Origin of the sequence: Specibacter sp. NPDC078692, from assembly GCF_040686835.1 — a bacterium.
In the GTDB taxonomy this organism is placed as follows: domain Bacteria; phylum Actinomycetota; class Actinomycetes; order Actinomycetales; family Micrococcaceae; genus Specibacter.
Map to the genome: position 1 here is coordinate 1 of NZ_JBFBLV010000006.1, position 16,762 is coordinate 16,762.

Below are 16,762 nucleotides of genomic sequence, written 5' to 3' on the forward strand. Positions count from 1 at the left end.
ACGCCGTTTTCCTACCTTGATTTTTGTTCCTTAGACAGTCAAAAATCCTAGGCAGGAAGCGGCGTGTGGGCGTTAAGGCGCGCGGAAAACACCCACGGATGAGTCACAAGAGCCAAAAATCCCCGTAATTCCAGGATCTTTGAGCAGTGCCGACAACTACCGACCACCAATGGGCCTCCTATGGGATTCGAACCCATGACCCCCGCTGTCGCCGCTATCGTCCAATTCGACTTGTCAAAAGTCGCTACTAACCTTTGGCAGTGCGACGGGCGCATAACAATGGATGGTACTGAATAGGCGGCAGTTGTCGCCCAATTTAATGAGTTTCTAATGAGTCGGTTGTAACTGACGTTATTTTTGTCGGGCAGGCGTTGATGGTCGCGGAAATCCATTGTCCGATTGATCCCTACAATCTAGCGCATGGGTAGAAAGGTCCCTTGCAAAACCGACGTCCCCGAGAGCCCAACCCTGAGATTTCCAGGCGCCCCACGCCCAAGGGAAGGGCTAGCTCAGCCCTCAAGCACTGGTCAGATTTCTCTATATCCACACCGGTAACCACCAGAACCTTGAGCCATCCGTTTACGCCTCACCCCACACCGAGGATCTCAATTTCTGGTATGTGACGGCACCTTCACGACGCTCCCTGAGGGTCGCTGAGACCCTGCCGCAGGCATCCCTTTGGTGCTGACTGACGTTGAAATGGGCTCGGTCCCCGAGAAGCAAATGTGTGATGTGACACTTGCATTCTTACTTTATCCAGCGTATAAAGTAAGTATGTTACATAAATCACAGCCCGCGGCTCCAACAGGACGAAACGCCCTTCGCCGGATCCGCGTCGGAGCAATCTTCAGCACCTTGCTGTCGTCAGGCCCCTTGGCTAGGACCGATTTAGCACAGTTGACCGGTTACAGCCCCTCAACTGTGACAGGCATTGTGCAGGACCTTAACGATGCTGGCTACCTGCGGGAACTGGGTCAGCAGGAGTCCACCGGAGGACGTCGAAGGACCCTATTCGAGCTCAACCGCTCCTCCGTAACTGTTGCTGTCGTCGGATTTTCCGCGTCGCGGGTATTTTGCTCACTGGTCGATCTCGACGGCATGCGGCTGGATTCTGAGGAGCATCATTTCGATCCGACAAAACCCGTGGAAAGCATCGCCACATCAGTCGCTGCAGTGAGCGAACGGGCTCAAATCCGCCCCGTCCACATCGTCATTGCGCTCCCCGGTGTGGTGACCAGCGACGGTTCCCTTGCATTGGCCCCAGCGTTTGGCCCGATGGCGCACCTCCGGCTAGCTGATGAACTTGAGGCGAATACGGGGCTGCCCACGACCGTGGAAAACGATGTCAACCTGATCGCTTTAGGGGAACGCTGCTCAGGCGCTGGAAACGGCGTGGATAACCTGGTGTTGATCCACGTTGATGACGGTATCGGCGCAACCATCATTGCCAACGGCGAGGTCCTCGACGGGGCCAGCCGCTCAGCAGGAGAAATTGGCTTCCTGCCACAAAGCCTGCAAGCCAAGCCGCAAGGACAACACGGCGACTATGAAACCCGCTGGAACGCCCAAGGAATCCAAATGTCGGGCGCCCAGAGGGGCCTGAGTTTGCCCACAGAAGACGTTATTGGATCCCTGTGCCAGTCTTCGGCGCCACAAGCCGGAGAACTACTGGCCGATGTTCTCCAAGCATGGGCCTTTGCCGCCATCGTGTGCATCTGCATCGTCAACCCCTCGCGGGTCATCTTCTCCGGTCATGCCGTGCACTTGAGCGAAACTGCCCGTGAAGAACTGCGTGAAATGGTTCAGCGATCCGCCCCATCCTCCACCGACGTCGCTTTCGCGGAACTTGGTAACACGGGGATCCTCCATGGTGCCATTGCCAAAGTTCTGAAGACGCCCGAAACCCTGTTTACCCAAGCTGCAAGCTAACCGCAGCCCCTAATTTCCCTCATTCCAACCACATACCTGACAAAAATCACTAGGAGATATCAATGAAGAAAAATCCACTGCGGTTCATGTTGCTTGCCAGCGGGCTCGCACTAAGCCTCGGCATGACAGGCTGCGGTCTCGACTCAAACACAGCCTCCAGCGACGATGCGGGCTCCAAGGAATCTGGCTCACTGACTATCTATACCGCACGGGACAAAGGCCTAGCTACGGAAGTAGTGGCAGATTTCGAAAAGGCCAACCCTGAATATGCTGGCAAGGTCCAGTTGCTGACCTTGGGTGCGCAGGAAGCCTTGGAGCGTGTCAAGGCCGAGAAAGCGAACCCGCAGGGCGATATCTGGTGGGGTGGCACTCAGCAGCAAATGCAGCAAGGTGCTGCTGAAGGCGTGTTCTCCCCCGCACCCAAGGACGTCATCGACGCTGTGCCCGCCGCACAGCGTGACGCCGACGGTCTCTGGGTCGGTGAAATGAAACTCGCTGAAGTCATTTTCTACAACCATGACATGATGACCGCCGAGCAGGCTCCGAAGGACTGGGACGACCTGATCGCTCCAGGGATGAAGGACAAAATCGCTATCCGCGACGTACTCGCCTCGGGAACCATGCGTAGCATCTATGCCTCCATGATCGACCGGAAGTACGACGACGCCGGAAGTGCGGAAGCAGGTTATGACTGGCTCCGCAAGCTTGACGCCAACACCAAGGTCTACGCCGCCAATCCCACCGATCTGTACCTGCGCATCACTCGTCAGGAGGCTGCGGCCACAGCCTGGAACCTTCAGGACGTCATGTTGCAGATCGAAAAGCAGAAGGCTCCCTTCACTCCCGTGGTGCCCACATCAGGTGCTCCGATGTTGATTGATGGCGTAGCCAAGATCAAGGATGGCCCTTCCTCAGCCGGTGCGGATGCGTTCCTTTCATTCTTGGTCGGCCAGGACGAGCAGAGCAAGCTCGCCGAGAAGTACTTCCAAATCCCTACGATTGCCTTGGCATCCGAGCCCGCATGGCTTGCTGACCTGGACCTAAAGGAAATGGATGTGAACTGGGACCGTGTGAACAAGAACGAGCCCGAGTGGAGCAAGTACTGGGCAGAAAACATCAAGAACCAAGGCTAATACCAGCTAACGCGAAGGGGGCGGGCAATCACCGCCCGCCCCTTTCAGTACCCAACCAGACCCCCTGTGGAGCACCCCATGACACGCGTCTACCTCAACGGAATCACCAAAACATACTCCGGAGCCAAGCCCTCAGTCTCCGACCTAACCCTCACCATCGAAGACGGAGAGCTCTTCACACTTTTGGGACCGTCTGGATGCGGGAAGTCCACTACCTTGCGCATGGTTGCTGGATTCATCCAGCCCACCAGCGGAAGTATCCACTTCGATGGCAAAGATGTCACCAATACAGCACCTAATAGGCGAGACACGGGCATGGTGTTTCAAAACTACGCACTGTTTCCGCACATGACAGTTCGTGGCAACGTGGCCTACGGATTGAACATGCGCAAGGTAGCAAAAATAGAAAAAAAGCGCCGCATTGACCAAGCACTTGCCCAAGTAGGACTTGAAGAATTTGGCGACCGTCGCATAGATCGACTCTCCGGCGGCCAACAACAGCGAGTCGCGCTTGCGCGTGCACTTGTCATCAGCCCCAAAGCACTCCTTCTGGATGAGCCTCTGTCTAACTTGGACGCGAAACTTCGAGAAGAAACACGCGCAGAGATCAGATCCACCCAACAGGCCGCCGGAACCACGTGTTTGTACGTTACCCATGACCAAGCCGAAGCCATGGCTATGAGTGACAGGGTGGCTGTCCTGAACGAAGGTCAGCTCCACCAGGTTGCATCTCCCCGCGAGGTTTACAGCCAGCCAGCCACCGCATTCGTGGCGCGTTTCATTGGCCGCTCTAACGTGCTGCCCTGTACCGTTCTTGGCCACGAAAAAAACACCGTCAGCATCAAGCTCGTTGACGGCACCATCTTGAACGCACCACGCGTGGACGGCACGTTTTCGGCCGGCGTTGTTGTTGGCGAGGAAGCGGCAATTTCGCTGCGGCCTGAATCCATCCGCCTCAGTGTCATCGCGGGTCACGAAGAATCAGGAAACTTCACTGGCAGAGTCCTCACCTCCGAATTTACTGGCGCAGTCAACGTGTACGAGATTGCGTGGCAGGGCATGAAGATTGTGGTTTCAGCTCCAGATTCATTCAATCGGGCAGAACCAGGGGACCTGGTTTCCATGCAGCCGGATCAAGATCGCGTATGGATGGTCCAACCATGATCGGGTCGACGGCGGTTCCACGCAGGAGATCTTCCCTGACCTCTTCGGACCGTTTTGTTTATATCCTTGCGGCACCACTGATTCTGGTGTTGTTGGTGTACATCGTGGTCCCCATGCTTGCAACAGCCACCACCAGCGCCGAGGGAGGCGGCAGCGCCTACGCAGGATTCCTTGAGGGTGCCTCCAAAAATGCGCTAATTCTCTCCGTCACCATTTCATTGGTCTCGGTTCTGACCACAGGTTTGCTTGGCACGGGGCTGGCAGTTCTTCTTTCACGATTCGACTTCCCTGGGCGGAAGATTCTGCGCCTCTTTGCACTTTTGCCCATGGCATTGCCGCCCCTTATTGGCGCGATCTCCTTTTACTTTCTGTATGCCGAAAGTGGCATCGTGCCGCGGTTCCTTGCGCGCTATTTCGGAGTGGACGCAGCCGATTTTTCCGTGAACGGAATTTGGGGTGTGCTCCTAGTCCACACCATGACGATGTACCCCTACTTCTACCTCGCCGTCACCTCAGCTTTGGCCGGATCCGACGCCTCGATGGAGGAGGCCGCACTGAACTTAGGTGCCAGCCGATTCCGCATGTGGACCACAGTCTTGCTGCCCATGCTCACCCCGGCTCTAGTCTCCGGAGCGCTGTTGACCTTCATGGTCTCCATGGCTTCATTCACGGCTCCCCAGTTCTACAACGTCCAGACGTTGACGATGCAGATCGTCGCTTCCCGTACTAGCGGCGCCTACGATGTTGCCGCAGCCCAAGCAGTAGCCCTCTCAGTTGTCTCCATTTTGTTCCTTTTGGCTATGCGCTGGTATGAGAATAGGCGTATCCACCGCGGTTCATCCAAGGGCACCCCGCAAACTGTCAAGGTCCTCCACGGCATGTTCCCGAAAGTTGCCGCTGGACTGGGGTCGTTGCTATTGGTCCTGTTCCTCATGGCTCCGGCGGCGACCATCGCCTTGTTGTCATTCACAATTGATGGATCTTGGACCATCCAGATCCTCCCGCCCGAATACACTCTGGAAAATTTCACCCGCCTCTTCACCGATCCGTTGACCCTGCGTCCCATCATGGTTAGCGCGCAGATGGCGTTTATAGCCATGCTCGGCTGTGTTGTTTTCGGCGTCCTTGCAGCGTGGGTTGTCACCCGGTGGAAAGGTCCTGGCAAAGCCATGTTAGACATCATGGTCATGCTGCCCTGGGCACTACCGGGCACCGTTATCGGTGTAAATATTGTGACAGCCTTTGCTACCCCGACACCGTTCAACTTCGGCCAAGTGCTCATCGGCTCACTGTGGATCCTACCGGTGGCCTACTTCGTGAGATTCCTTCCGCTCGTCTTCCGATCTGCCAGTGCCTCACTGGCGCAAATTGACCCTTCCGTAGAAGAAGCCGCACGCAGTTTGGGCGCCGGGCCTTGGCAGGCACTACGGACAGTAACCGTGCCACTGATGTCTAGAGGCATCATGGCCGGTGCGCTGATGGCCTTCATCCAGGGCTTCGGGGAATACGTGGCCTCTGTAGTGATCTACCCCGCCCGTTACGCGCCACTGTCAGTGGAAATCTACAACAGAATCTACTCCAACGAATTCGGCACAGCAGCCGCCTACGGAACCCTGCAAATGCTGCTGATCTTGATCGTCTTGATCATTTCCCAACGGTTGGAGACTCCCCGCCGGACCAAAAAAGTACTCAATTTCAAGCCTGTGGGGCCCTCCCCGTCGATGACGCCAGCCCTCTCCCCCGCAATCCAGCAAAACCACGAAAACGGTGACACAGATGAGCACTCCCCAGAACCAGCCAATGCCACGTCCAGAGCTTAAGGACCGACCCGAACTGTCCATCTATTGGGACAACCACCTCAGAGTCGCTTTCGAGGAAGCTGCGCCGCACATCTACCCAGCCATGGTCGAGGCCAGCCTGGCGCACGTGTACATGCTCACGCACCAGAACATCTTGCCCCAGCGCCGGGGGAAGCTATTGCTGCAGGGTTTGTTGGCGCTATGGAAAAAGACCCAGGATGGTGAGCAGGAGTTTCACTTCGATGGCAGCGTCGAGGACCCGTACTACTTCCTTGAACAGCAATTGGCGCATGAATGTGGCATTCCCACCTCGGAACTTGATGTGCAGCTTGCGCGTAGCCGCAATGACCTCGACGCCGGGGTGTTCCGGATGGTGCTTCGCCGTCAGCTTCTGGCCCAAACGGCATTGGTGGTCCAATGCGCTGCCGACGCCGCCGCGCAGGCTCTCGTGCATGCCGAAAGCCTCATCGTTGGTTTCACCCACCGCCGTCCGGCTCAGCCCACCACCATCGGTCACGTGCTGGCAGGCCTGTCCGAGGCAATGCTCAGCCAAGCCACTGAAATGCTCAGCATCTACGCCGAACTTAACGTGTCTCCCTTGGGATCCGCCGCCTTCACCGGCACAGACTTGCCCATCGACTCCGATCTCGTAGGCAGACTGACGGGCTTCGATTCCAGCTTCACCTCCAGCTATGAGGCTGTTGCCGGTGCCGAACATTTCATGCGTTTGGCTGCCGTCCAGGCTCGGATTACAGCCACCGGAGCCCGCTTTTCTCGGGTACTGCTGGAATGGATGACATTCAAATGGGTTCAGACACCCACCCCTTACACACAGGGTTCATCGATCATGCCGCAGAAGAAAAACCCCGTGGTTTTGGAGCACATGGTGTCCATGGCGGGCGCTACTGCCGCTGATATGGCCGCAAGCTACGCCAACATCGGTTCGGCTTGGTATGAAGACTCGAACAACGCCACCACAGACGTGCAAAAGCACCTGTGGCGTGCCGGGGACCGTGTCGTTAGATTCATGCGTATGCTCGATGGCCTGTTGCTGGACCTGAAAATAGGGCAGCTTCCAGATCCCGCAGAAATCGTTGCCGGGGGGGCCACCACCACCGCCGTGGCTGAGGCATTGGCCGCCCAGGGCATCCCGTGGCGTGCGGCACATGACATTGTGGGGCAGCTGGTGCGTCAGCAAGCCCCCGCTGACTGGACCGATGACGACGTCACAGCAGCTTTCGAGCAGGCCGGCCAGAAATCAACAACAGAACTGGTGGAGACCACACTCAGCGCCGGACAGCAGCCCGAGCTGATCCTGCAACGCCACCAAACCGGAAGCCCCGGCAGCGCGGCCGTTCGCGAAAATGCCTCCGCATCTCAGGCACGCGCAATGGCAATAGGCCAGGAAGTGCATAGCCGATTGATCCTGTTGGACGAAGCACGAACCGGGTTGCTCCATACTGCCCGCACTGCGGTGAAGGCCGGTCAGTGGTGAAAGCTGGAATCACCGTCGTGGGCAATACCAACCTTGACATTATCGTCGCAGACACCCGCGAGCTCCCAGCACCGGGAACCGAAACAGTAGTACCAGGCATCAGCATCAGACTGGGAGGTTCCGCAGGGAACCTTGCTGTCCGGTGCGCCGGGCTTGAACTAACTACCCGACTCGTTTCGCGGGTCGGGGACGATTCGTCCCTATTAATTTTGGAGGCGGAGCTTGACCGGCCGCGTTTGGAATCACACCTGTTGCGAACCGCTGGAACGGTAAGCGGAATGACCGTAGCAGTCGAAGCTCCCGGCCAAGATAGGGCCTTCCTATCTTCTTTAGGGCCCATGGCAGCCATGAGTCCCTCGGACGTTGCAGAACAAATGCTGGAATCGTCCTTCCTCGCTTTGGCTGGCTATTTCCTCTTGCCAGGCTTGCAAGGTCATGCCCTGCTAGAGCTGTTCCAGCGTGCGAAGGCCGCAGGTGCACAAACTGTATTAGATACCGGCTGGCCGCCACAAGGATGGACGGACGAAACCCGCACAGAAGTACTCTTGACGATGGATGAAGTAGATATATTCCTCCCAAACGACGATGAGCTCCACGGCTTGGCTGGACACACCAACACTGAACGTGCGGCCCGCGAGCTGGCAGTGTCCACCGATACCTTGGTTGTGGTGAAAATGGGGGCCAGGGGTGCTGGAGTTGCCACCCCGCTTGGTGAGTGGTTTGAATGTCCGGCGGCACCGGTACCGGTGATCGATTCAACGGGAGCAGGTGACGGGTTCAATGCCGCGTTCTTAGTCTCCTTGGAACGGGGTGCGGCTATGGCACATGCTTTGGCAGCGGCCGTCGAGTACGCCACCAAAATGGTCTCCACCATTCCTGAAGAACGGGCTGATGTGCCCTTGCGCAGAATCCCCGCCGCGGCGGTGCAGCTCTGAAATGGACAATGCAATGATAAATGCTCGCACGACTGTTCAGGGCATCTCAATTGTTGACTTCCACCTACATTTTCGCATGCCCCAAGATCCTCTCACACGGGCACTGTCCGGTGGTCAGTTCGGCACGGAATCGGCCACAGGCAGGGACGCTTGCGAGGGGTTCGACGCAGGTCAGGCACGCCGCGCGAAAGCCGTGGCACAAACATCTGCTAAGTGGCGTCGCAGCTGGGATTTCGCTGATCCAGAACCGCTCTCCGCCGACGCTGGTTGGGAAGCCGAAGCGGATCGGTGGAAGTCAGAGTTGGATACCAATGGAATTGAATACGCGGCTTTTGTCACTGCTGGCGGGGATGAGTCCATGAGCGCCTTGGTGGAGCGTGGAGCGGGCAGATTTCTTGGCATGGCAACCATGGCCGATCCTTTTGCACCAGGTGCCGCCAAGGCATTTGAGGCCGGCGTCGCCCAGGGCGGGCTCCGCGGGCTGAAACTCTTTGCACCCCTCGCATCCGCCCGCATGGACGACGAGGCAGCCGATCCGGTCTGGGACGTTGCCGCCCGAAAAAATGTTCCGGTACTGATTCATTTCGGCCACTGTGGCTCCGCCGGCGGCATTGCCCACAACGCGTTCAGCAACCCTGCCTCTCTCGAGCGGACGGCCAAGCGATTCCCGGACGTCACCTTTGTCATCCCCCACTTCGGCATTCAGCATGTTCAGGAAGTCCTCTTCTTAATGTGGGCATGCCCCAACGTCATTGTGGATACCTCCGGCTCAAACCAGTGGGTCAGATACATGGCCCAGCGGCTTACTCTGGAGGATTTGTTTCGTCGCTTCTACGAAACCATGGGTCCGGAACGGATCGTCTTCGGCTCCGATTCATCTTGGTTCCCCAGAGGCTTCGCGCGCCGATATCTGAGCGACCAGTTGAGAATATGTTGGGAAATGGGCATGCCAGAAGCTGACGTACAACAGATATTCGGTGGTAATGCAGCACGCTTACTCAAAATCGATGGATGGCAGCCAGCAGCGTTGGACCGCCTTGAAGCATAGAGAACATTGGACTGAGCACCCCCACACCAGATGGGGCCGGGTTGCGAGACCACATCTGTAGATCACAATGCGCGGGCTGTCAGCCTTGCAGGCCATAGTCGTGAGGTGGCGGAAACCTCTGGACCACCTCACGACTGGTTCTACAGCCAAGCCAATCCCGCTGACGACGCCGATTCACCATCGCAGTTCTATGTTTGAGTTGACATCACGGCCGGGAACCAGCGCGTCCCCGCAGCCACTCCCTGGTATTGGGAGCAATTTAATGTGTTTCTAATGAGTTCGGGGAGAACAGTGCGCCGCGGGGTCACTCCCACACTGCAAAGTCGCAGCTCAGCGGCACATACCCGACCGGATGTAGGTTTCGAACCGACGACCGTTGCGTTCGAACTCAAATGGCCTTTAAACGCGAAATGGCGGGGCGGAAACCCACCCCGCCACAACGAAAAACCCCGTAAACCCGGGCTTTCTGGCCCTCCAAAACTTGAGGGCCCCCTATCGGATTCGCACCGATGACCATTGCAATCTATGCGGTCAGTATCCCTGAAAACGGCCCATTTCGTGGCCAAAACGCCCATCATTGCGGGCTGTTGGCAACTACCGACCACTAATGGGCCTCCTATGGGATTCGAACCCATGACCCCCGCTGTCGACTCGATCGACCAATTCGACTTGTCAAAAGCCGGTCCTATCCTTTGGCAGTAGGACGAGTGCATAACAATGGGTGGTACTGAAGAGTCGACAATTGTCGCCCAATTTAATGAGTTTCTAATGAGTCGGTCGAATCCCACTGCCCGACCTCTGCAAGATCTCTATCGCATCCGACCAGCCACCCACACCGTGGCTATCATTTTAGTCTTGGTTCGCTGCCGTCATCCTGCATGCGAGTCGCTACATTCACCGAACCGATTCTATGATCCTCGAGGTAAGTATTGGCTAATCGGCATGCTTCACGCTGACCTAGCAAGCGTGCCGACCCTCAATCGGAAAGGTTGGGGATTCGAGGGATAGCCCCGCCTACAAAACGTCGACACGAGTCCCGAGACAATTCAAAGGGAATAGTTGCCGGAACAGTGAGGCGGCAACAGCTCGTGTCTGACGGAGACATGCGAGCCACTGGGGGAGAATGTGAACCATGAATGATGTTGTCTTGCATGGCCGCGATGGCGACCGGAATGCCGTCACGGCCACTCCGGAAGAGCGCATCCTCGGCCCGCGGAGCGGCGAGCTTCGTCGCCGAGTCGTTGCGGACCGGCCGCAAACTTTCCTCCAAGGGCCGGTTCCTGGTGCGTGCCGATTCCGCGTATTACAACCAATCCGCGGTTGCCACCGCTTTGGCGCAGGGGGCGGACATGTCCGTGACCGTGCGTATGAACTCCTCCATCAAGAAAGCCATCGCCGGGATTGGCGAGGACATGTGGGAAACCATCCAATACCCCCAAGCCCTTTATGACGAAGACACCGAACGGTGGATTTCCAAGGCCGAGGTCGCCGAGATTGATTACACCGCGTTCTCATCCAAAAAGAAAAGCGCCCGGATTCCCGGCCGACTGATCGTGCGCCGCATCCCCGAGCTGAACCTGAAAAAGGCTGCCGGGCAGGACCCGCTCTTTACCGCGTACCGCTACCACGGCGTCTTCAGCACCGTACCAAAGGAAGTCCTGAACACCGTAGACATGGACAAGACCCACCGCCAACACGCGGTCATCGAAGCCGTAAACGCCGAGTTGAAGGACAGCGCCTTGGCCCACATGCCCTCCGGAAAATTCAGTGCCAACTCAGCCTGGCTCCATGCAGCGGTCATCGCCTACAACCTCAGCCGGGCCGCCGGCATTCTCGCCGCAGGACGATTCACCCGGGCCAAGATACGCACCCTGCGGAAGGAACTCATTCTCGTCCCGGCACGCATCGCCTCCAGTGCCCGGAAGATCAAATTACACCTTCCCCAGAACTGGCCCAGGGCTCAGCCCTGGCAGCGACTCTTCACCAGCGTTAAGGCACCTCCACAAACCACCTAAATCATCCGTCAACCAAGCCTCCGCGGCACAACAAGGAACAAACGTTGGAACATCACCGGCAGCGAGGCCAGCCACTGAACCCCGCCCAAAATCACAAACCCACCAAAAAACGGGATCCAGCCAAACACTCAAACCGGATCGGTGGATTCAGGCTCAGACACTCGTTGAGTTGGTCGCCATGGTCGTGCTCGTGAGCGTCGTCCCGCGCATCACCAAGGCACACAACACGACCGCCCATCCGATCCCACCAACCACAACCGATGCAGCCACTCACATGCTTGATCAACGTCTTCCCTGACGCGCTTGGTTGTCACGGTATCGCGTATATGGCGACTGCCTACGGCCCACCTGGTGGTCCTCACCGAAGTCGCTCAGTAATTCTTTGATGCGGCGCTTAGTTGCCGTGAACCCGACGCCGAGCCGTCTCAGTTCCTTGGATGTGGAACACCTGTGCAGGGACTTGACTTGTCATTTCCTTGAAGGCGACTGCACTGAATGTCAGAATCCACCTGTACGGCGACTATTTCGGGTTCAGGAGTTTCTTCCCGTCGGGTCTTAGCTCTCCTGTTGGGGAGACGTGCCGGTAAAGGGGGTTTGCCGGGTGACGCCGAGTTCAGCGCAAAGACCGCCAATCTTGGTTTCGGGCTGCCCCATGGCGGCCATGGCCAGACAGACCCTTGCCGCCGTCATCTTGTAGGCGCGTCCGCCCTTTCGTACGCGGGCACGTTCGAACTCGGCCAGGGCGGCAATGATCAGCACCAGCCAAGCCAGGAAAACCAGAGCTGTTTTGCGCCGTATAGCAGTACTTGACTGCCTGAAACGTTGCACCATATTCACCATGGAGCTGTGCGACAGCACCGCAAATAGTGCCATCTACACCTTCCCCCACAACTCTGGAACAGCATCAACCGCCCCACCCAAAATGAACGGCGCGGAACCATCCAGCCGCAGCCACGGGTTGGCCAGTTCGGGGAATAACGGCGATGCCGGAGCCAGGGCCAGGGGCTTGAACACAATCGCAGCAACGCCCATGCTGAACCACCACCACACCCGCCAAAAGGAACCTGCCAGCAACGTGCCGCAGGGAAAAGCTGTGGCAGCAGCACCAGCCTCAGAAGGGCTCCGGAGACCCAGCCGCCCGTGCTCACCCAGGCAGTCCAGGGTAATCACGGTGCCTGCGGGTTGGCCAGAAGACCCAGTGCGGTAGCCGCCGTCGTCAATGAATAGGCGGCCGACGAGGCTCCGCTGGCAATCAGCAGCCATGCCACTAGATTGCGCGGCTGCTTCGCCGCGATCAAGGCACCAACGGCCGCTGCCAGGAGCCCCACAACGGGTTGGGCCCAAGCTCCAAGGCGCGGTGATCCGCCCGGCGGTGTGGAGAAGGTGATGGCAACGGCGAGAACCACAGCCTCGGCGCTGAGCACGGCGGTGATGTGAACCGCGGTGCCCAGCGCCGCACCGTCACCGCACCGGGTGATCGGCTGGAGCTCATCCCTGTACCCCGTGGCGCCCGACGCTTGCTGTTGGAGCAACCATAGTTCAGCGTGACTCAGTGGAGAAGCTCCCGGCTTGGAAGGGGCTCCCGGTTTCCATGCAGCACCGTCCACGCCGCCCCGACAGCAAAGACCAGGAAGATCAGGTGCGGGTCAAAGTACGACACCTCGGGCAACCCGAAGTCGGCCACGAAGAAGATCAGTAGCACCACCGGAATCCACAGCGCCGTAACTTTTGATTTCAGCAGCGCAATGGCGGTGCACACCATCCCGACGGCGTTGCCCAGCAGGAACGGCAGCATGCCAACGGTGGTTGTGGTGAGCGCGATCCGGCTGACAATGGGTGCCGCGGGCTGGCCAGCTGCAGCAATCCCACGATGCCGGCCAGCATGAGCGGGATGCCCAGCAGGTTCAGCATGAGGCCCAGAATTCCGAGGGTTCCCCGCTCCATCAGAGCGCTGAGGTAGCCTTCCGTGCTGGGACGCCCTGCAGGAATGCCGTGTTGATGAACGACGCCGAGGCGTTCAGTGCCGCTCCCCACCACCAGTGCCGCTGCGGTGCTTCAGCGGCTCATGAAGCGGATGGGCGCCCGGGCAGGGGTGGGTACGACGTTCCTTTCGACGGCCGGCCTGGCACCGGGTTCCATGATATTTTCGGTGCGGCTGTGTGCGTCCATGGCTGATCTCCCGGTGCTGGCTGGTGGAATGGCTTGTTCCACCAGCTTTGCTGCACAACCGTCTCGGGTGGCAGTGCCCAGCGTCCCGGATCATCCGGGATTCTCAGGCCGAGTTCCGCGAGGTCCGGATCGGCTGCGCGTACAACCCGTTAAGCCACGCGCCCCACGCATCGCCGGCGGTGTCAGCGTCAGCACCGTCAGCAAACAGGTGGATGGTCATTCCCATCACGGCGCCGAAGGCATTGCGGTCAAAGAAGCGGTACATCGCGTCTTCTGTGCGCAGTCCCACGAAGTTCGGATCAAGGTAGTCCACCACGGCGTCCACCATCCCGACCCCCGCAATGGTGATGCTGAGGTGTCCCCCGGCTCCGGCGACGGCAATCCCCAATGCGGCCATGACCACCTCACAGGCGTCGGGTGCGGAGGACGCTGCGGGCCCTGTACATGGGCGAATGCGGCCTGTTTGCCCGCGAAGTACTTCACGTACTGGCCCAGCGTGTGCTGGTAGAAGGCGGTGTGCTTGGCGGCGCCGTCGTATTGGTTGTCCCAGTCCTCGAAGATCAACCGCTGTGGACGTAGCGCAGCCAGGAGTTGCCATCCGGGAGCTCGGAAATGTCGTAGTCGAGCTGGTTGAAGAAGTCGCCTTCGCCCGCCATCTGGTTGGAAAATCGGTGCGGCGGCTCCCACAAAGTGACGGTGCTGCCCATGGGGCCGGCCCCACCCGTTCGCGGCTCAAATTCGCCGCCCAGGGCCACAGCCAGCCGGAATTGCCCACTGTGGCGGCGTCGAACACCTGTTGGGGGCGTGCCCTCGATCTCGGATTCGTGCACGATCTTGAATTCCTTGGCCATCATGACTCCCTAGTTGTGGCCGGTTGTTCCGGCAGGGTGTGTAATTTGCTGCGCGCCCGGCTTGATGCTGGGGTGAAGTGCGACGACGATCCTGTGCTTGCGTCCGCCGCTTGCGTTTGCGCTGTGGTACTTTTCGACGAGCTTCGCTGTCCCTGTCTCGAGTTCCGCTGTGAAGGCGGCCCGGTCGGCTGCGCTGGCGAAGATTACCTCGCCGTCCATGGCGAAGGTGGCCAGTCGCTGCTTGGCGTTGTCGGCCCCGGTGATGAGCGCCTCCACGTCGTGAACCAGCCGTGCTGCGAGGGCCAGCATCCAACGTGCCGTGAGCCGGTTGGGCTCGAGCGAAGGATCAGGGGCCACGCCCGGAAGTGCCGCGGGGGGCATGACGTATTCCCGGGCCGTTGCGCCCATGACCCGTTCTGTGACGTTGCCGCGGCGCCGCTCCTCCACCAATTCCAGCAACCCAAAGCCTTCCAACATGTGCAGGTGGTAGTTCACTTTTTGCCGGGGCAGCCCCAGTCGCCCGGCAACGTTCGCCGCAGAGGCGGGCTCGCGCAGTTCCGCCAGCAATCGGGCACGAATGGGATCCAACGTCGCCTCCGCGGCGGCTTCCTCAATGACGGCAACGTCTAACATTTCTTCAGTTTCTCACCGACAATTTTATATTTTTAGCAGAAATCTGGTCACTGAGCCACCGGGCCTCAGTAAATTTTCGACACCTTGTAGAAATATGGGATAATTGCGGGTAGCCGAACAAAATCGGCACACCAGATTCTTCAGGGGAGGCGGGAATGGCGTCAGGCGGCGTTCGCGTTGTCCGAGGCTGGGCCGGTGCGTGTGTTGCAACCTTCGTCTCCGTGCTCTCCCACGTGTTGGCCGGCGGCGGACCTCCCGAACTCTCCATCCTATTCCTGGCTCTTGCACTGTCAGGGCTAGTCTGCACCTTGCTAGCTGGCCGGGTGCTCTCGTGGTGGCGGATGGCTGTAGCGGTTGTCCTGAGCCAGAGTGGTTTCCACTGGCTCTTCAGTGCCAACGCCGCCATGGCCGACACCTCCGCGGTGCTGCCGAAAGGCGTCCATGCCGGCCATGACATGTCCAACATGACGTTCATGACCGTCCCCGGCTCGGCACCCATGGCCATGACGCACGATGGTCCCATGATGTGGCTCAGCCACGTCCTAGCAGCCGCGGTCACCGTTGCTGTACTGCGCCATGGCGAGGTCAGCACTGTCCGACTCATCCGAGCTTTGCGGTTCCGGCTGATCCGGCTGCTGCCAGCCGTCCACCTTGTGTCCATCTTCTCCGGCACCCGGATCCTGCCCACCACCTGGCCGGTTCTGGCCCTGCCGAATTTGGGCGTGCCGCTGCTAGCCATGCGCCACCGCGGCCCCCCGGTACTTTCCCTCGTGTCCTAAAACGCCTCCACGTTTTTCAATCCGAAAGCCCTGCCGGCGCACATTGCTGCGTTCCTTGGCGGGGCGGGAAGCAACCATGCCTACAAACTTTTTGTCCACTGCCACCTGGCAAACCAACGGTTCAAGGGCCGCCGCAGCAATTGCCGCCGTACTTTTGTGCCTGGGGTTGGCTCTGGCCACGGCACCCCAAGCTGCCGCGCATGACCGCATCATCTCGTCCAACCCGTCACCCGATGCGCAGCTAGACGCCGCACCAGCCGGTGTGGAACTTTCCTTCAGCGGTTCATTGCTGATTCTTGGCAACGAGGTTCGCGTCATGGACGCAGCAGACAAGGATTGGGCGCAGGGCGAGCCGGCTCTGAGCGGCACCAAGCTGGCCCAGCCGGTGCAGGCCAACATGCCCGACGGCGAATACCTGGTCCGTTGGCGGGTGGTCTCCAGCGACGGACACCCCATCAACGGCACTCAGACGTTCGTGGTGGGTGATGCCGCGGCGGCACTAAAGTCCCCGGCAGCCGCGCCCACGCTAAAATCGACGCCCAGCAAGAGTGCAGTGGCGCCGTCGGCGACCAGTGCCCCGTCAGCCCAAAACGAGAGCCCCCCGGCTGCCGCGACTCAAAACAGTGACGGTGCTGCCGGAGGCTCGGCCTTGGGCAAGGTGCTGGTCATAGGGCTGGGCGCGCTTGTTGGGCTGGGCGCCTACTTGGGATTCGTCTTCATTGCGCGGGCACGGGAAAACTCCAAACAAGCATCCTGACTCCACACAACAAAAATTCTTCCCGGCCACCCACGGCAGGACGCCGCATGGCCGG

The 16,762-nt window shown here is 59.1% G+C and carries 17 protein-coding genes and 1 pseudogene; 11 read left to right on the forward strand and 7 right to left on the reverse strand.

Annotation, left to right across the window (positions count from 1 at the left end; translation table 11 throughout):
- Nucleotides 1-774 precede the first annotated feature (774 nt).
- The 8 genes from AB0O97_RS06090 to AB0O97_RS06125 all read left to right on the forward strand — a co-directional run bounded on the left by AB0O97_RS06090 (nt 775) and on the right by AB0O97_RS06125 (nt 11,518).
- Nucleotides 775-1,929: an ROK family transcriptional regulator gene (locus AB0O97_RS06090; protein WP_363881025.1), complete on the forward strand. Its 1,155-nt coding sequence runs from the start codon at nt 775-777 to the stop codon at nt 1,927-1,929.
- A 62-nt stretch (nt 1,930-1,991) separates the two neighbouring features.
- Nucleotides 1,992-3,062, forward strand: a complete 1,071-nt coding sequence (locus AB0O97_RS06095; protein WP_363881028.1) for an extracellular solute-binding protein — start codon at nt 1,992-1,994, stop codon at nt 3,060-3,062.
- A gap of 78 nt (nt 3,063-3,140) precedes the next feature.
- Nucleotides 3,141-4,226: an ABC transporter ATP-binding protein gene (locus AB0O97_RS06100; RefSeq protein ID WP_363881031.1), complete on the forward strand. Its 1,086-nt coding sequence runs from the start codon at nt 3,141-3,143 to the stop codon at nt 4,224-4,226.
- The gene (locus tag AB0O97_RS06105; protein ID WP_363881034.1) at nt 4,208-6,046 is read left to right on the forward strand and encodes an iron ABC transporter permease; all 1,839 of its coding nucleotides are present in this window, start codon (nt 4,208-4,210) and stop codon (nt 6,044-6,046) included. Before AB0O97_RS06100 ends, AB0O97_RS06105 begins: the two co-directional genes overlap by 19 nt.
- Complete coding sequence (locus tag AB0O97_RS06110; RefSeq protein WP_363881037.1) at nt 6,003-7,520, forward strand: lyase family protein; 1,518 nt, start codon at nt 6,003-6,005, stop codon at nt 7,518-7,520. The genes AB0O97_RS06105 and AB0O97_RS06110 overlap by 44 nt, the downstream gene beginning before the upstream one ends.
- 17 nt (nt 7,521-7,537) lie before the next feature.
- The gene (locus AB0O97_RS06115; RefSeq protein ID WP_363881252.1) at nt 7,538-8,455 is read left to right on the forward strand and encodes a carbohydrate kinase family protein; all 918 of its coding nucleotides are present in this window, start codon (nt 7,538-7,540) and stop codon (nt 8,453-8,455) included.
- Between the two features lie 13 nt (nt 8,456-8,468).
- Nucleotides 8,469-9,503 carry an amidohydrolase family protein gene (locus tag AB0O97_RS06120; RefSeq protein WP_363881039.1) on the forward strand — a complete coding sequence of 345 codons (1,035 nt, stop codon included), beginning with the start codon at nt 8,469-8,471 and terminating at the stop codon, nt 9,501-9,503.
- A gap of 1,172 nt (nt 9,504-10,675) precedes the next feature.
- Complete coding sequence (locus AB0O97_RS06125; protein WP_363881041.1) at nt 10,676-11,518, forward strand: IS1380 family transposase; 843 nt, start codon at nt 10,676-10,678, stop codon at nt 11,516-11,518.
- A 520-nt stretch (nt 11,519-12,038) separates the two neighbouring features.
- On the opposite strand, the pseudogene AB0O97_RS06130 reads toward AB0O97_RS06125, so the two are convergent.
- From AB0O97_RS06130 to AB0O97_RS06150, 5 genes and pseudogenes are all read right to left on the reverse strand, one after another.
- A pseudogene (locus tag AB0O97_RS06130) lies at nt 12,039-12,244 on the reverse strand (recombinase family protein); the annotation flags it as partial.
- A 147-nt stretch (nt 12,245-12,391) separates the two neighbouring features.
- Nucleotides 12,392-12,688 (reverse strand): hypothetical protein, encoded by a 297-nt coding sequence (locus tag AB0O97_RS06135; RefSeq protein WP_363881043.1) that lies wholly within the window; start codon nt 12,686-12,688, stop codon nt 12,392-12,394.
- Nucleotides 12,685-13,050 carry a hypothetical protein gene (locus AB0O97_RS06140; protein WP_363881044.1) on the reverse strand — a complete coding sequence of 122 codons (366 nt, stop codon included), beginning with the start codon at nt 13,048-13,050 and terminating at the stop codon, nt 12,685-12,687. The genes AB0O97_RS06135 and AB0O97_RS06140 overlap by 4 nt, the downstream gene beginning before the upstream one ends.
- Nucleotides 13,051-13,067: 17 nt before the next feature.
- Nucleotides 13,068-13,313 carry a hypothetical protein gene (locus AB0O97_RS06145; protein WP_363881046.1) on the reverse strand — a complete coding sequence of 82 codons (246 nt, stop codon included), beginning with the start codon at nt 13,311-13,313 and terminating at the stop codon, nt 13,068-13,070.
- A 477-nt stretch (nt 13,314-13,790) separates the two neighbouring features.
- Nucleotides 13,791-14,084 (reverse strand): hypothetical protein, encoded by a 294-nt coding sequence (locus tag AB0O97_RS06150; protein WP_219817390.1) that lies wholly within the window; start codon nt 14,082-14,084, stop codon nt 13,791-13,793.
- A gap of 20 nt (nt 14,085-14,104) precedes the next feature.
- Here AB0O97_RS06150 and AB0O97_RS06155 point away from each other — a divergent pair, with 20 nt between their 5' ends.
- Nucleotides 14,105-14,266: a hypothetical protein gene (locus AB0O97_RS06155; protein WP_219817391.1), complete on the forward strand. Its 162-nt coding sequence runs from the start codon at nt 14,105-14,107 to the stop codon at nt 14,264-14,266.
- Here AB0O97_RS06155 and AB0O97_RS06160 read toward each other — a convergent pair.
- Together AB0O97_RS06160 and AB0O97_RS06165 are read right to left on the reverse strand one after the other, a co-directional pair.
- Nucleotides 14,248-14,541 (reverse strand): hypothetical protein, encoded by a 294-nt coding sequence (locus AB0O97_RS06160; protein WP_363881049.1) that lies wholly within the window; start codon nt 14,539-14,541, stop codon nt 14,248-14,250. The two genes, AB0O97_RS06155 and AB0O97_RS06160, sit on opposite strands and share 19 nt — an antisense overlap.
- Nucleotides 14,542-14,547: 6 nt before the next feature.
- The gene (locus AB0O97_RS06165) at nt 14,548-15,171 is read right to left on the reverse strand and encodes a helix-turn-helix domain-containing protein (RefSeq protein WP_104111910.1); all 624 of its coding nucleotides are present in this window, start codon (nt 15,169-15,171) and stop codon (nt 14,548-14,550) included.
- 155 nt (nt 15,172-15,326) lie between these two features.
- On the opposite strand from AB0O97_RS06165, the gene AB0O97_RS06170 reads away from it, so the two are divergent.
- Together AB0O97_RS06170 and AB0O97_RS06175 are read left to right on the forward strand one after the other, a co-directional pair.
- Entirely contained in the window at nt 15,327-15,950 is a 624-nt protein-coding gene (locus AB0O97_RS06170) for a hypothetical protein (protein ID WP_363881052.1), read from the forward strand.
- 76 nt (nt 15,951-16,026) lie between these two features.
- The gene (locus AB0O97_RS06175) at nt 16,027-16,707 is read left to right on the forward strand and encodes a copper resistance CopC family protein (RefSeq protein WP_104111912.1); all 681 of its coding nucleotides are present in this window, start codon (nt 16,027-16,029) and stop codon (nt 16,705-16,707) included.
- Nucleotides 16,708-16,762: the final 55 nt, after the last annotated feature.

Excerpts from the sequence above, each read along its gene's own strand:
- AB0O97_RS06090 (WP_363881025.1), top strand. The coding sequence starts at position 775 with ATGTTACATAAATCACAGCCCGCGGCTCCAACAGGACGAAACGCCCTT.
- AB0O97_RS06095 (WP_363881028.1), top strand. The coding sequence starts at position 1,992 with ATGAAGAAAAATCCACTGCGGTTCATGTTGCTTGCCAGCGGGCTCGCA.
- AB0O97_RS06100 (WP_363881031.1), top strand. The coding sequence starts at position 3,141 with ATGACACGCGTCTACCTCAACGGAATCACCAAAACATACTCCGGAGCC.
- AB0O97_RS06105 (WP_363881034.1), top strand. The coding sequence starts at position 4,208 with ATGGATGGTCCAACCATGATCGGGTCGACGGCGGTTCCACGCAGGAGA.
- AB0O97_RS06110 (WP_363881037.1), top strand. The coding sequence starts at position 6,003 with ATGAGCACTCCCCAGAACCAGCCAATGCCACGTCCAGAGCTTAAGGAC.
- AB0O97_RS06120 (WP_363881039.1), top strand. The coding sequence starts at position 8,469 with ATGATAAATGCTCGCACGACTGTTCAGGGCATCTCAATTGTTGACTTC.
- AB0O97_RS06125 (WP_363881041.1), top strand. The coding sequence starts at position 10,676 with ATGCCGTCACGGCCACTCCGGAAGAGCGCATCCTCGGCCCGCGGAGCG.
- AB0O97_RS06145 (WP_363881046.1), bottom strand. The coding sequence starts at position 13,313 with ATGCTGCCGTTCCTGCTGGGCAACGCCGTCGGGATGGTGTGCACCGCC.
- AB0O97_RS06150 (WP_219817390.1), bottom strand. The coding sequence starts at position 14,084 with ATGGCCGCATTGGGGATTGCCGTCGCCGGAGCCGGGGGACACCTCAGC.
- AB0O97_RS06160 (WP_363881049.1), bottom strand. The coding sequence starts at position 14,541 with ATGATGGCCAAGGAATTCAAGATCGTGCACGAATCCGAGATCGAGGGC.
- AB0O97_RS06165 (WP_104111910.1), bottom strand. The coding sequence starts at position 15,171 with ATGTTAGACGTTGCCGTCATTGAGGAAGCCGCCGCGGAGGCGACGTTG.
- AB0O97_RS06170 (WP_363881052.1), top strand. The coding sequence starts at position 15,327 with ATGGCGTCAGGCGGCGTTCGCGTTGTCCGAGGCTGGGCCGGTGCGTGT.
- AB0O97_RS06175 (WP_104111912.1), top strand. The coding sequence starts at position 16,027 with ATGCCTACAAACTTTTTGTCCACTGCCACCTGGCAAACCAACGGTTCA.